Origin of the sequence: Erythrobacter sp., assembly GCF_030066995.1 — a bacterium.
Classification (GTDB): Bacteria; Pseudomonadota; Alphaproteobacteria; order Sphingomonadales; family Sphingomonadaceae; genus Erythrobacter.
The window spans coordinates 145,240-158,263 of the sequence record NZ_JASJAP010000003.1; the positions used below are offsets into that span (position 1 = coordinate 145,240).

The 13,024-nt window shown below is 62.0% G+C and carries 12 protein-coding genes; 6 read left to right on the forward strand and 6 right to left on the reverse strand.

What is annotated here, in order from left to right; all coding sequences use genetic code 11:
- Nucleotides 1-141 precede the first annotated feature (141 nt).
- Both QNI87_RS09225 and QNI87_RS09230 read right to left on the reverse strand, forming a co-directional pair.
- The gene (locus QNI87_RS09225; protein ID WP_300595923.1) at nucleotides 142-1,272 is read right to left on the reverse strand and encodes an acyl-CoA dehydrogenase family protein; all 1,131 of its coding nucleotides are present in this window, start codon (nucleotides 1,270-1,272) and stop codon (nucleotides 142-144) included.
- 45 nt (nucleotides 1,273-1,317) lie between these two features.
- Nucleotides 1,318-2,529 carry an acyl-CoA dehydrogenase family protein gene (locus QNI87_RS09230; RefSeq protein ID WP_300595924.1) on the reverse strand — a complete coding sequence of 404 codons (1,212 nt, stop codon included), beginning with the start codon at nucleotides 2,527-2,529 and terminating at the stop codon, nucleotides 1,318-1,320.
- Nucleotides 2,530-2,793: 264 nt separating this feature from the next.
- Between QNI87_RS09230 and QNI87_RS09235 the strand changes: the two genes are divergently transcribed.
- Complete coding sequence (locus tag QNI87_RS09235) at nucleotides 2,794-3,141, forward strand: DUF393 domain-containing protein (protein WP_300596099.1); 348 nt, start codon at nucleotides 2,794-2,796, stop codon at nucleotides 3,139-3,141.
- Between the two features lie 64 nt (nucleotides 3,142-3,205).
- Entirely contained in the window at nucleotides 3,206-4,396 is a 1,191-nt protein-coding gene (locus QNI87_RS09240; protein WP_300595925.1) for an alpha-hydroxy-acid oxidizing protein, read from the forward strand.
- A gap of 331 nt (nucleotides 4,397-4,727) precedes the next feature.
- On the opposite strand, the gene QNI87_RS09245 is transcribed toward QNI87_RS09240, so the two are convergent.
- Nucleotides 4,728-6,179, reverse strand: coding sequence for an NAD-dependent succinate-semialdehyde dehydrogenase (locus tag QNI87_RS09245; protein ID WP_300595926.1), 1,452 nt, complete (start codon nucleotides 6,177-6,179; stop codon nucleotides 4,728-4,730).
- A 143-nt stretch (nucleotides 6,180-6,322) separates the two neighbouring features.
- Between QNI87_RS09245 and ald the strand changes: the two genes are divergently transcribed.
- From ald to QNI87_RS09265, 4 genes are all read left to right on the forward strand, one after another.
- On the forward strand, nucleotides 6,323-7,405 hold the full coding sequence (gene ald / locus QNI87_RS09250) for an alanine dehydrogenase (protein WP_300595927.1): 1,083 nt from the start codon (nucleotides 6,323-6,325) through the stop codon (nucleotides 7,403-7,405).
- A 176-nt stretch (nucleotides 7,406-7,581) separates the two neighbouring features.
- A complete protein-coding gene (locus QNI87_RS09255) occupies nucleotides 7,582-8,262 on the forward strand; it encodes an alternative oxidase (protein ID WP_300596100.1) in 681 nt (226 codons plus the stop codon).
- Nucleotides 8,263-8,325: 63 nt separating this feature from the next.
- Nucleotides 8,326-9,432, forward strand: a complete 1,107-nt coding sequence (locus QNI87_RS09260) for an S-(hydroxymethyl)glutathione dehydrogenase/class III alcohol dehydrogenase (protein ID WP_300595928.1) — start codon at nucleotides 8,326-8,328, stop codon at nucleotides 9,430-9,432.
- A gap of 14 nt (nucleotides 9,433-9,446) precedes the next feature.
- Entirely contained in the window at nucleotides 9,447-9,803 is a 357-nt protein-coding gene (locus QNI87_RS09265; protein WP_300595929.1) for a cupin domain-containing protein, read from the forward strand.
- Nucleotides 9,804-9,913: 110 nt separating this feature from the next.
- On the opposite strand, the gene QNI87_RS09270 is transcribed toward QNI87_RS09265, so the two are convergent.
- The 3 genes from QNI87_RS09270 to QNI87_RS09280 all read right to left on the reverse strand — a co-directional run bounded on the left by QNI87_RS09270 (nucleotide 9,914) and on the right by QNI87_RS09280 (nucleotide 12,964).
- Nucleotides 9,914-10,924 (reverse strand): fumarylacetoacetate hydrolase family protein, encoded by a 1,011-nt coding sequence (locus tag QNI87_RS09270; protein ID WP_300595930.1) that lies wholly within the window; start codon nucleotides 10,922-10,924, stop codon nucleotides 9,914-9,916.
- A complete protein-coding gene (maiA, locus tag QNI87_RS09275) occupies nucleotides 10,921-11,565 on the reverse strand; it encodes a maleylacetoacetate isomerase (protein WP_300595931.1) in 645 nt (214 codons plus the stop codon). Before maiA ends, QNI87_RS09270 begins: the two co-directional genes overlap by 4 nt.
- A gap of 223 nt (nucleotides 11,566-11,788) precedes the next feature.
- Nucleotides 11,789-12,964 (reverse strand): acyl-CoA dehydrogenase, encoded by a 1,176-nt coding sequence (locus tag QNI87_RS09280; RefSeq protein ID WP_300596101.1) that lies wholly within the window; start codon nucleotides 12,962-12,964, stop codon nucleotides 11,789-11,791.
- Nucleotides 12,965-13,024: the final 60 nt, after the last annotated feature.

Sequence of the window (13,024 nt, forward strand, 5' to 3'; positions counted from 1 at the left end):
GAAAACCAAGAGGCGACTTTGTGGTGGACGGTGCTTTGCTCACGCTAAAGGAAGCCGTCCGGCCTCCTCTCAAGCAATAAGAGTTGTAGGTAGGACACCGGGCTGGCCCCAGGATCAAATGCGACAAAATTGGAGCGAGCGCTAAGCTAGCGAGATGTGCCGTTTCATGTGGTGATCGACATTGCCGAACTCGGACTCAAAGATCGTCAGACGCTTGAAGTAGTGCCCGATGGCGTACTCATCGGTAACGCCGTTGCCGCCGTGGATTTGCACCGCCTCTTGGCCGATCAGGCGCGCCGCTTGGCCCACGCCCACCTTCGCCGCCGAAACGTGCCGTTTGCGCTCGCGCTCGGGCGCGTCCAGCTTGAGGGTTGCCAGGTAGGTAAGGGAGAGCGATGTCTCATACGCTGTATACATGTCGACCATGCGGTGCTGAAGCACTTGGAAGGAGCCGATCGGTACCCCAAACTGCTTGCGTTGTCGCGAATACTCGACCGTCATGGAGTGCGCGACCTTCATTGCGCCGCAAGCCTCCGCGCATTGTGCCGCAATTGCTTCGTCCGCGACCTGTTCGATGAGGGGAAGGGCAGCGCCTTCCTCTCCGATGAGCGCGTCAGACGGGATCGACACGTTTTCGAAGTAGACTTCCGAAGCCCGGCGGCCATCGACCGTTTCGTAGTCGCGCGTGACGACGCCGTCAGTCGCTTTCTCGACGATGAATACACTGACACCGTCCTGGTCCCGGCGCTCGCCGCTCGTACGCGCGGTGACGATCAAGTGGCTTGCCCAGGGCGCGCCAATGACGACCGCCTTGTGGCCATTGAGCGTGTAGCCGCCACCATCCTTTTTGGCGGTTGTCTGAAGGTCGGCGTAGTTATAGCGGCCCTTGGGTTCAGCATAGGCGAAGGCAAAGACTCGCTCGCCGCCAATGATCGCTGAAATATGCTCTTGCTTTTGTGCATCGGAGCCACCGTGTTTGAGAAAGCCGCCCGCGCAGACGACTGTAGGCACGAATGGCTCAATAACCAGTCCTTTGCCAAACTCTTCCATGACGACCATTGCGTCCATCGCACCTCCGCCAAAGCCACCCACGTCTTCGCTGAAGGGCATGCCGAGGATGCCCAGCTCTGCCAATTGTGACCAGATTTCCGGGCTCCAGCCCGCCTCGCTCTCGATCGCCTTGCGGCGGGTTTCCCAGTCGTATTGCTCGCGCACCATGCGCGAAAGACCATCGCGCACCATGTCCTGTTCTTCGGTGAAGTTAAAATCCACGGATTGTCTCTCCCAAGGAGTGTCTGTTTTTTGGGGACTGGCGGCCTAGAGGCCGAGGATCATCTTGGAGATGATATTGCGCTGGATCTCGTTCGATCCGCCATAGATCGAGGTTTTGCGCATGTTGAAATAGGTCGAGGCGGAATGCGCCGCGTAGTCAGGGCCGATCGGGTACTCGTTCGATCCCGTGTCTTTCGCTATGCTGCCGTAATAGGGCGTCCCGTAATTGCCGACCGCCTCAAGAGTGAGTTCGGTCAAGCGCTGCTGAATCTCGGTTCCCTTGATCTTGAGGATCGAGCTTTCGGGGCCTGGGCCTTTGCCGGCCTGTTCGTTCGCCAGCGTGCGCAGCTCGGTGATTTCAAGGGCGGTAAGGTCAATCTCAAGCTGGCTAACCTTGCGAGCGAAGTCGAAGTCGTCAATCAGCGGATCGCCATCAATGGTTTCGTTCGCGGCGATCTCGCGCAGCTTTTCGACCCCGCGCTTGGAGCGGGCCACGCCAGCGATGCCGCTGCGTTCATGCGCAAGGAGAAATTTTGCGTAGGTCCATCCCTGATTTTCGGCGCCCACGAGGTTCTCGACCGGGACGCGGACGTCCGTAAGCCAAGTCTCGTTGACCTCATAACCGCCGTCAAGAAGCTTGATCGGCTTCACCTCGACGCCGGGCGATTTCATGTCGATCAGAATGAAGCTGATCCCTTCTTGCGGCTTGGCCGCGTCCGGGTCGGTACGGCACAGGAAGAAGCCCCAATCCGCGTGCTGCGCCAGGGTCGTCCAGGTCTTTTGCCCGTTGATGATATAATGATCGCCCTCGGAATCCGTGGCGCGCACGGCTGTCGTCTTGAGAGACGCAAGATCCGAGCCAGCGCCGGGTTCCGAATAGCCCTGGCACCACCAGACATCGCCGCTCAGAATACCGGGCAAGTGCTTGGCCTTCTGTTCATCGTTGCCGAAAGTGTAGATAACGGGACCGACCATCGAAACACCGAACGGAAGGGGCATGAAGGTACCCACACGCGCGTTTTCTTCGGACCAGATGTAGCGCTGCGTCGGTGTCCAGCCTGTGCCGCCATACTCGACCGGCCACGCCGGGGCGGACCAACCCTTCTTCCCAAGGATCTTGTGCCACGCGGTCATATCTTCGGACGACATATCTTCGCGGTTGCCCATGCCTTCGAGGTGTTTGGGGTGGTTCTCAGCGATGAACGCGCGGACTTCATCGCGAAACGCCTGTTCCTCAGGCGTAAAATCGAGGTTCATGTATTCTTACTCCCAAATCAAAAGTCGGCATCCAACCACGCAGGACGACATGCTCTACGAAACGTAGCCGTTCAAGAGGGGATTTGCAGGCTGGCTGACGCTTGCAACCTGCCGCAAGCGCACGCGCATATTCTAGCGCAGTGAACCGCCAGAATGATCGCTGGAAACGGGCCTGCGACCCTAGCGAACGAGCCTGAAGGCAGGCGATGGATGTCCCTGATTGTGATGCTGGAACCTTTCGCCGTCGGCTTTCGTATCTTCGGCATGAACAAAGTGACAGTCTGGTATGACGGCGCTTGTCCGCTCTGCCTGCGCGAAATCGGCGTGATGCGTCGCCTCGACAAGAAGGGCGTCATCGACTTTGTCGATGTTTCCGATAGCGCCGATCCGAAATGTCCGATCGATCAAGCCGAGCTGCTTGCCCGCTTTCACGCCGAAGAGGACGGCGAAATTGTCTCTGGCGCCGCCGCGTTTGCCGCGATGTGGCGCGCGATCCCGCTTTTGCGACCGTTGGGGCTCATTGCGCGCAATCGGTTGGTCCTAGGCGCGTTGGAAATGCTGTACATCCAGTTTCTCAAAGTGCGCCCGCAGCTCCAGCGTCTGGCCCGTTGAAACCGCTTGCTCCCGCCGGGTTGCTCGCGCACTCTTCCGACAAGCGTAACTGGGAGAGTGAGATATGGACGCGGTGCCGAAGCAAAAGTTCGCCGGCCTCAATTTCGGCGGGATACAGAATGAGATCTACAACGCCGGACTAAGCGGCGTCCTGCCCGAATTTCCGGTCGATTTTGCCACTCTTGAAAAGCGCGCGCACGATGCCCTTGGACCGGGTCTTACGAACTACGTTGCAGGCGGTTGCGGCGACGAGCACACGCAGGATACGAACGCCAGCGCCTTCCACCATTGGGGCATGGTCCCGCGCATGATGGTCGATTGCGCGGAGCGGGATCTCTCGATCGAACTGTTCGGGCACCGCTACCCCACGCCCTTGTTTATGGCGCCGATCGGCCTCAACGGCGACGCTACCCAAGACAAAGACGGTGACATGGCGGCGGCGCGCGCGTCCGCAAAAACGGGTATTCCGTTTTGCGCCTCGACGCTGGCTAACCATCCCATGGAGGATGTGAAGAAGGCGTGTGGGGACACGCCGGCCTTCTTCCAGCTCTACACGCCAAAGCACAAGGGCCTTGCCGAAAGCCTCATCGCGCGCGCCGAAACCGCGGGATACTCGGCGCTGGTCGTCACATTGGATACCTGGGTGACGGGGTGGAGGCCGCGCGACCTCAACGCCTCGAATTTTCCGCAGCTTCGCGGGCGCGTGCTGCAGAACTATTTCACCGATCCTGTCTTCCGCTCTTTGCTGGAGAAGCCGCCCGAAGAGGACTTGAGGGCGGCTATCTTTACCTGGGCGGCAACATTTGGGCAGGTTCTGACGTGGGAAGACATGGCGTGGTTCAAGTCGGTGACGAAGCTTCCGATTGTCCTCAAGGGTATATGCCACCCCGAAGACGCAAAGCGCGCGGTCGATACGGGAGCCGACGCGATCTACTGCTCCAACCACGGTGGACGACAGGCCAATGGCGGTATCGCGACCATCGACATGCTCGAGGATGTGGTCGAAGCCGCAGGCAATGTCCCGGTTCTGTTTGACAGCGGTGTTCGATCGGGATCGGATGCTGTCAAGGCTCTGGCGCTCGGTGCGACGGCGGTTGGCGTTGGGCGACCCTACACATATGGCCTTGCGCTTGGTGGGGATCGGGGTGCGGCCTTCGTCCTCAAATCGATCCTGGCCGAGGCCGATTTGCTCATGGCCGTAAACGGTTATCCCACGCTCAAGGCTGTGCGCGAAGCCGGAGCACGTCGCGTTTAGTCCGGTTCGAAACCGGGCGTTGGGCCCTTCTTTCGACCGAACGTTGCGCGCTGGCTTCGCAGTTGCAAAAAAGGACTCGTTATCCACAGGAAATGTGTTAGCTTTCCTTCACTAACATTATCGCGAATCGGGGACGCGACAAATGGAAAAGCCAACGTTCGTTTCGAGCGGGCCAGACGCAATGGGCCGCACAGTGTGTTTTGGAGACGAGTTCTCCCGCCAGGCCCGATACGGACGCATACGCCCTATGCCAAAACGGCGCGGCCTGCTTGGTCGACTGGGTCGGTTCTTTTTCTGAGCGCTGCGCCGTGATACGTAAGCCCATTGCGACTTACGGCGCTGACTTGGCTACTGTCACAAGTTTGGTCTGAGTGTAGCCGAGATAGCCTTCCACGCCGCTTTCCGAGCCAAACCCGCTGTCGCCTATCCCGCCAAATGGCGTTTCGGGCGATCCCACGGCAAAATGGTTGATCGCGACCATACCCGCTTTCAGCGCTGATCCGAGATAATGGCTCTCGTCGAGCGAGCCGGTGAAGGCGTAGGCAGCAAGGCCATAGCGCAACGAATTGGCGATGCGCACGGCGTCCTCAATGTCGTCGTACGGCACGATACCGGCGATCGGGCCGAAGGGCTCCTCGGTCATGAGACGGCTGTCTGCTGAGGGCCCGGCGACGATGGTTGGCTGAAAGAAGTTGCCCACGCCTTCGATGGCCGCCCCGCCGGTGACCACCTCGCCCTTTTCGCCGCCGAGGGAACCGACAAGGTCTTCCATCGCTGCAACCCGTCCGGGGTGAGCTAGCGGCCCCATCGCCACGCTGTCATCCGCGCTTGCATCGCCCACCTTCAGGCTGTCAGCGCGCGCTGCAAACTCGCTCACGAACCGATCGTAGATTCCGCGCGCTACGAGGAAGCGAGTGGGGCTTACACAGACTTGTCCCGCGTTTCGGAACTTGGTCGCCGCGCACGCGGCCACGGTCCGGTCAAAGTCGGCGCTCTCGCCAATCACGACCGGCGCGTGTCCGCCAAGCTCGGCGGTGAACCGCTTGAGCCCTTGCGCCGCGAGAGCGCCGAGACTGCGCCCCACAGCTGTAGAGCCGGTAAAGCTTACCTTTCGGATCGCCGGCGCGGTGATGAGATGTTCGGAAATCATCGCCGGATCGCCAAAGACGAGGTTGATCGCGCCCGAAGGGACGCCCGCGTCGACAAAGCATTCAACGAGCAATTGCGCCGAAGCGGGCGTTGTCTCCGCGGGTTTGAGAAGACACGAACAGCCCGCCGCCAAGGCTCCCGCCAGCTTCTTTGCGGGCAGATTGATCGGAAAATTCCAAGGCGTGAAAAGCGCAGCGGGTCCAATCGGCTCATTCGTCACACGTTGTTGGAGGAGGTTCGGCCCGCGCACGGGCACGAGACGTCCGCCTTGGCGCTTGGCTTCTTCGCCGAGGAAATCGATGAGATCGGCAGCGTTTTGCGTCTCGCCGATCGCCTGAGCGTGCGGCTTGCCCATTTCCAGGGTGATGACGCGGGCGATGCGTTCGGAGCGTTCGCGCAGCAATTCGGCTGCGCGGCGGATAATCCGGTGCCGCTCCGCGCCCGGCGTGGCAGCCCATCCGGCGAACGCTTGATCCGCCGCGGCAAGGCCTGCGTCGAGTTGCTCTTTCGAGGCTTTGGGACACGAGGCGAACGCCTCTTCCGTAGCTGGATTGACCACCGGCATGGTCCCTTCGCCGCCTTGCGCGACCCACTCGCCGCCGATCAGCATCTTGATGTCAGGGTATGCGGTCATGTCAGTGTCTCCCGTCGCGTCGATCGCCTTCAAGATGGCTCTCGCAGAGCCAATTTCCAGTTGCAACCATATGTGTTGCGGTTGTAATTTTGTTACGCGGGCATTTGAGTGTATCGCGAGTGTCCTGAGAGCAGGAGAGAATCATGCTGGTCGGCGTCCCCAAGGAAATCAAGAACCACGAATACCGCGTTGGCCTCACACCGGAAGCGGCTCGCGAATATGTCGACGCCGGACACCGCGTGATCGTTGAAACCAATGCGGGGATCGGGATCAGCAAGACCGATGCGGATTATCAATCGATCGGTGCGGAGATCGTCGACACCGCCGAGGAGGTCTTCGCTCGCGCCGAAATGGTCGTGAAGGTCAAGGAGCCTCAGCCAAAGGAGTGGGTGCAGCTGCGCGAAGGGCAGATCTTGTTCACCTATCTTCATCTGGCCCCCGATCCCGAGCAGGCGCGCGGGCTGATGGAATCGGGCGTGTCCGCGGTGGCGTATGAGACCGTGACCGCTCCGGGCGGTTCATTGCCGCTTCTTGCGCCCATGAGCGAGGTCGCCGGGCGGCTTTCGATCGAGGCGGCGGCGATTGCGAGCCACGCGCCGCAAGGTGGACGCGGCGTGCTGATGGGCGGTGTCCCCGGCGTGCATCCGGCGCGCGTCGTCGTCATCGGCGGCGGTGTCGTGGGCACGCAGGCGGCGCACATGGCCGTGGGGCTGGGCGCGATCGTCAAGATCATCGACCGGTCGCTGCCGCGTCTGCGCCAGCTCGATGAGATGTTTCTGGGGCGCGTGACTACCTTGTATTCCAACACCGGCACAATTGAACGCGCGATCGCTGAGGCCGACATCGTTATTGGCGCGGTTCTCGTCCCAGGCGCGAGCGCGCCCAAGCTGGTGACGCGCGATATGCTGGGCCTTATGCAGCGGCGCGCCGTTATGGTGGATGTCGCGATCGATCAGGGAGGGTGCTTCGAGACGTCTCGACCCACCACGCACGAAGACCCGACTTACCTTGTCGACGACATCATCCATTATTGCGTCGCCAACATGCCCGGCGCGGTTCCCCACACGTCGAGCTATGCGCTTACCAACGCGACGCTTCCGTTCGGTCTGGCGCTGGCAAACAAGGGTCTGAAGGCTTGCGCAGACGATCCGCATCTTGCCCCTGGTCTCAATGTGCACGCAGGCAAGATTGTAAATTCCGCAGTCTCGGAGAGTCTCGGCTTCTGACTGTTGCATCAGACTGCACACTGGTTGAGGCGGTTTCGGGAGCAAAATCGTGATTTATGCGTATATGAGGTGAGCCGAAAAAAGACATGGCCAGGGCGCCGGACATGGGGTCAGGTAGAAGGGGTCGCGTCAGATTTGGGTAATCCCCTGAGATGAAACAGATCAAACCGCAACCGATGATCCGGCAGGTCAATTACGACGCCGTGATCGACAGCCACGTCCCTCCACAAAACGCGAGCGACAAGGTCGCCATTGCCTTCGTGAAGGCGTTGCGTTTTGTCGCGGACACCTTCTTTGCCAAGCGCTACGGTCACCGCGCCGTCGTGCTGGAAACGGTTGCGGCTGTGCCCGGCATGGTCGGCGGGCTGTGGCAGCATCTCACCGCGCTGCGTACGATGCGCGATGATGAGGGCTGGATCCGCACGCTGCTCGATGAGGCCGAAAACGAGCGGATGCACCTGATGACGTTCATCGAGATCGCGCAGCCCAACTGGTTTGAGCGCGCGCTTATCGCGATCACGCAGATGGTGTTCTACAACTTCTACTTCTTCCTCTACCTGTTCGCGCCGCGTACGGCGCACCGGGTGGTCGGCTATTTCGAGGAAGAGGCGGTCATCAGCTACACGGCCTATCTCGCCGAAGTCGATGCCGGGCGCCACGAGAACGTGCCCGCGCCGCAGATCGCGATCGACTACTGGCAATTGCCGTCCGATGCGCGCCTGCGCGACGTCATCATCGCTGTGCGGGCCGACGAGGCCGAACACCGCGACGTGAATCATGGCTTTGTCGACGTGATGGACGCGCGCAAGGGGCACAAGCCGCTTGCCACTCCTTCGGTAGAAGAGCCCGCCGAGTAGGCGGCTCTTGACCTGACGCTCCCCTCGTGCTGCCTCTAACGGTGAGCAGGAGGGGAGAACATCATGAGGACCAGAGCTGCCGTCGCGTTCGAGGCGAAGCGACCGCTCGAGATCGTGGAACTCGATCTTGAGGGGCCCAAGGAGGGTGAGGTGCTGGTCGAGCTGATGGCGACCGGCATCTGCCACACCGACGCTTACACCTTGGACGGCCTCGACAGCGAGGGCATCTTCCCCAGCGTGCTCGGGCACGAGGGCTGCGGCGTTGTGCGCGAGGTTGGCCCCGGCGTCTCCTCGGTGGCGCCCGACGATCATGTCATCCCGCTCTACACGCCCGAATGCGGCCAGTGTAAGTTCTGTCTCTCGGGCAAGACCAATCTGTGTCAGGCGATCCGCGTGACCCAGGGCCAGGGCGTCATGCCCGACGGCACCTCGCGCATGAGCTACAAGGGCCAGACGATCTACCACTACATGGGCTGTTCGACCTTCTCGAACTTCATCGTCCTGCCCGAGATTGCGGTGGCGAGGATCCGCAAGGACGCGCCCTTCGAGACGACCTGCTATGTCGGCTGCGGCGTCACCACGGGGGTGGGCGCGGTGACAAAGACCGCCAAGGTTCAGCCGGGCGACAACGTTGTTGTCTTTGGCCTTGGAGGCATCGGCCTCAACGTCATTCAGGGCGCCAAGCTGGCCGGCGCCAACCGGATTGTGGGGGTCGATATCAACCCTTCCAAGCGCGAGTGGGGCGAGAGGTTCGGAATGACCGACTTTATCGATCCGCGCGAGACCACAGATGTGGTTGGCCAGATCGTGGAGATGCTCGATGGCGGAGCGGACTACTCGTTCGACTGCACCGGCAACACCGATGTGATGCGCGACGCGCTGGAATGCTGTCACAAGGGCTGGGGCACCTCGATCATCATCGGCGTTGCCGAAGCGGGCAAGGAGATCGCAACGCGGCCCTTCCAGCTTGTGACCGGGCGCAACTGGCGCGGGACGGCGTTCGGCGGGGCCAAGGGGCGCACGGACGTGCCCGAGATTGTCGATTGGTACATGAACGGCAAGATCGAGATCGATCCCATGATCACCCACCGGCTGACGCTGGAGGAGATCAACACCGGCTTCGACCTGATGCACGCGGGCGAGAGCATCCGCAGTGTTGTCGTCTTCTAGGGGATGGAGTTCGAATGCCCCGGAAGATCAACCTCGCCGACAAGTTCGCGCTGTTCGATGAGCGCTGGGCGCCGCGCCGTGCCGCGCGCTACAATGGCAACGAAGTGCGCCTCGCCAAGCTGGAAGGCGACTTTCACTGGCACGCCCACCCGGATACCGATGAGCTGTTTCTCGTCATCGCAGGCGAGCTCGACATTGCGTTTCGCGACCGCACCGAGACGCTGAGCGCGGGCGAGATGATCGTCGTTCCGCGCGGCACCGAGCATTGCCCAAGAGCGCGCAAGGGTGAGGTGAAGGTGTTGATCATGGACGCCGAGGGCACTCCCAACACGGGCGACGCGGCGACCGCTTTCACGCCGGTTGAAATCTGAGCGCATCGCCTAGGCTGGCGCTTGCCGAAAAGGCGACTGACAAAGCGAAAGAACGGCGCGATCCTATCGCGGCGGTCGGGAGTAGGAAAGCGGCGCAGCCATGCGCGCTGCTAGGCCTGCACCACCTTTTGCTCGATGCTCCCGAAGATCGAGTGGTTGTCCTTATCGCGCATCTCCACTTTCACCGTGTCGCCCGGCGCCATGAAGCGCGTTGAGGGCTCGCCCTCGGCGATCGTCTCGATCATGCGAATCTCGGCGATGCACGAATAGCCAAGCCCGCCTTCGGAGACCGGCTTGCCGGGGCCGCCATCGGCGCCTTTGTTGCTGATCGTGCCCGAGCCGATGATCGACCCCGCGCACAGGCTGCGCGTCCTGGCCGCGTGCGCCACAAGCTGCGCCATGTTGAACGTTGCGTCCGCGCCCACCTCGGCCCGGCCAAAGGGCTCCCCGTTATAGTCGACCATCAGCGGCAGGTGGATGAGGCTGTCCTTCCACGCTTCGCCCAGCTCATCGGGCGTCACCGCGACGGGGGAGAAGGCGCTGGCGGGTTTGGACTGGAAGAAGCCAAACCCCTTGGCAAGCTCGCCCGGTATCAGCCCGCGCAAGGACACATCGTTGACCAGCATAACGAGCTTGATGTGATCGGCAGCGGCCTCAGCGCTCACGCCCATCGGCACATCATCGACGATCACCGCAACCTCGCCCTCCATGTCGCAGCCCCAGGCGGTGTCGCGCAGTGGGATGTCCGCGCGCGGGGGCAGGAAGCCGTCGCTGCCGCCCTGATACATCAGCGGATCGGAGTAGAAGCTCTCCGGCACTTCCGCCCCGCGCGCCTGGCGCACCAGTTCGACGTGGTTGATGTAGGCGCTGCCATCGGCCCACTGATAGGCGCGCGGCAAAGGGGAGTGGGCTTGCCGCTCGTGAAAGCGCTCGCACGGGACCACTTCGTGTTCGACATCGCGCGCGAGCACTTCAAGCTCGGGCGCAATGCGCGCCCAGTCGTCCAGCGCAGCCTGCAAGGTGGGCGCGATGTAGCCCGCCGCGCAGCAGCGTGTAAGATCCTTCGAGACGACGACCAGTTTGCCGTCGCGCGTCCCGTCGTTCAGTGTGGCCAGTTTCATCGGGCTCTCTCCGGATTGTCGTCTTGATTGTCAGGGTGCGCGCGCTGGAAGGCGGGCAGGGCAAGGCAGGCCGCCTCGATGCGGGCGATGCGTGGGCTCTCGCCGAAGTCGTAGCCGAAGCGGCGGGCGTTGTAGACTTGCGGAAGCAGGACGATCTCGAAGAAGCCGGGGGCGTCCATCAGGAAGTCGCCCGTGTCCAGCTGGGCCAGCCGCGCCTCCACCGGCTGCAACGTGCGCGCGAGCCAATGGCGATACCACTCGCCGATCTCGTCCTGGCTCTTGCCGTATTCGTCTTTCAGCCATTTGAGCACGGGCAGATTGAGCGGGGCGTGCAGTTCGGTCGCGATCGCGTAGGTGAGTTCGCGCACGGTGTAGCGCGCTTCGAGGTCAGCCGGCAGCAACGGGGGCTGCGGATAGGCTTCTTCCAGCCACTCCAGCAACGCCATCGATTGAGCGCGGTCGCGCCCGTCCGCCTCCAGCATCGGTACCGAGGCGAAGGGGTTGCGGCGGATGAAGGCTGCGTTCTTCTGCTCGGCGGCGAGCAGGTTCACCGGCACGTTCTCGTAGGCAAGGCCCTTCAGCTCCAGCGCGATACGCAAGCGATAGGAGGTCGAGCTTCGGTAGTAGCCGTGGAGTCGCATCACCGCGCGCGGCCTATCCGAAGGCCGACGCAAGGCTCGGTTCGTCGCACGTGGAGAACGCTTGGAACACTTGGAACACTGTCCTGAAGCAAAAATCCTGCCCCTTGCGCGCCCGCTTCGAGAGGCAGGTTCGCAAAGGGGGCGCGCGCGGCAATCATGCCGCTCTTATGCCGGATGCGCGGCGTGTAGGACACCTTGGAGCACGCTGCGCCGGGACCGCCCATCAAAACGCGGCGATACCCGTAATGCCGCGGCCCAGGATCAGCGCGTGGACGTCGTGCGTGCCTTCATAGGTGTTCACCGTTTCGAGGTTCACCGCGTGGCGGATCACCTGATATTCCTCGCTGATGCCGTTGCCGCCGTGCATGTCGCGCGCCATCCGGGCGATGTCCAGGGCCTTGCCGACATTGTTGCGCTTGACGATGCTGATCGTGTCCGGGCTGAAACGGCCCTCATCGATCAGGCGTCCGACGCGCAGGCTCGCCTGCAGGCCCAGCGCGATATCGCTCATCATATCGGCGAGCTTCTTCTGATAAAGCTGCGTTGCGGCAAGCGGTCGGCCGAACTGCTTGCGATCAAGGCCGTATTGGCGCGCGGCGTGCAGGCAGAACTCCGCCGCGCCCATCGCGCCCCAGCTGATGCCGTAGCGCGCGCGGTTGAGACAGCCGAACGGACCCTTCAACCCCTGTACATGGGGCAGCAGTGCGCTGGCGGGCACGCGCACCTCGTCCATCATGATCATGCCCGTGGTCGAGGCGCGCAGCGAAATCTTGCCTTCGATTTTCGGAGCCGAAAGGCCTTCCATGCCCTTCTCAAGCACGAAACCGCGAATACCGCCGCCATGCTCTTCGCTCTTGGCCCAGACGACGAAAACGTCGGCGAAGGGCGCGTTCGAGATCCAGGTCTTCGAGCCCGAAATGACGTAGTCGTCACCATCCTTCTTGGCCCAGGTCTTCATGCCGGCGGGGTCCGAGCCCGCGTCGGGTTCGGTCAGGCCAAAACAGCCGATCAGTTCACCCTTCGCAAGACCGGGCAGGTATTGGGCGCGTTGCTCATCCGATCCGTAAGCGTAGATCGGGTGCATGACGAGGCTCGACTGCACGCTCGCCATGGAGCGATAGCCGCTGTCGACCCGCTCAATCTCTCGCGCGACGAGCCCGTAGGCGACATAGGACGCGCCTACCCCGCCGAACGCTTCAGGGATGGTGACGCCAAGCACACCGGCCTCGCCCATAAGCGGAAAGAGCTCGGGCGCAGAAACTTCGTTGCGATAGGCCTCGATCACGCGCGGTTGCAGCTCGCTTTGCGCGAACGCGTTGGCTGCGTCGCGGATCATGCGCTCGTCTTCGGTCAGCTGGCTTTCAAGATCGAAGGGATCCTCCCAATTGAACGGGACGATGCCCGCGCTTGGGTTGCGCTCTTCGGACTGCGCTTCGGGCGAGTTAAAGGGGGCGTTCAC

Excerpts from the sequence above, each read along its gene's own strand:
- QNI87_RS09265 (WP_300595929.1), top strand. The coding sequence starts at position 9,447 with ATGCCCCGGAAGATCAACCTCGCCGACAAGTTCGCGCTGTTCGATGAG.
- QNI87_RS09260 (WP_300595928.1), top strand. The coding sequence starts at position 8,326 with ATGAGGACCAGAGCTGCCGTCGCGTTCGAGGCGAAGCGACCGCTCGAG.
- QNI87_RS09235 (WP_300596099.1), top strand. The coding sequence starts at position 2,794 with ATGAACAAAGTGACAGTCTGGTATGACGGCGCTTGTCCGCTCTGCCTG.
- QNI87_RS09240 (WP_300595925.1), top strand. The coding sequence starts at position 3,206 with ATGGACGCGGTGCCGAAGCAAAAGTTCGCCGGCCTCAATTTCGGCGGG.
- maiA (WP_300595931.1), bottom strand. The coding sequence starts at position 11,565 with ATGCGACTCCACGGCTACTACCGAAGCTCGACCTCCTATCGCTTGCGT.
- QNI87_RS09230 (WP_300595924.1), bottom strand. The coding sequence starts at position 2,529 with ATGAACCTCGATTTTACGCCTGAGGAACAGGCGTTTCGCGATGAAGTC.
- QNI87_RS09270 (WP_300595930.1), bottom strand. The coding sequence starts at position 10,924 with ATGAAACTGGCCACACTGAACGACGGGACGCGCGACGGCAAACTGGTC.
- ald (WP_300595927.1), top strand. The coding sequence starts at position 6,323 with ATGCTGGTCGGCGTCCCCAAGGAAATCAAGAACCACGAATACCGCGTT.
- QNI87_RS09245 (WP_300595926.1), bottom strand. The coding sequence starts at position 6,179 with ATGACCGCATACCCTGACATCAAGATGCTGATCGGCGGCGAGTGGGTC.
- QNI87_RS09255 (WP_300596100.1), top strand. The coding sequence starts at position 7,582 with ATGATCCGGCAGGTCAATTACGACGCCGTGATCGACAGCCACGTCCCT.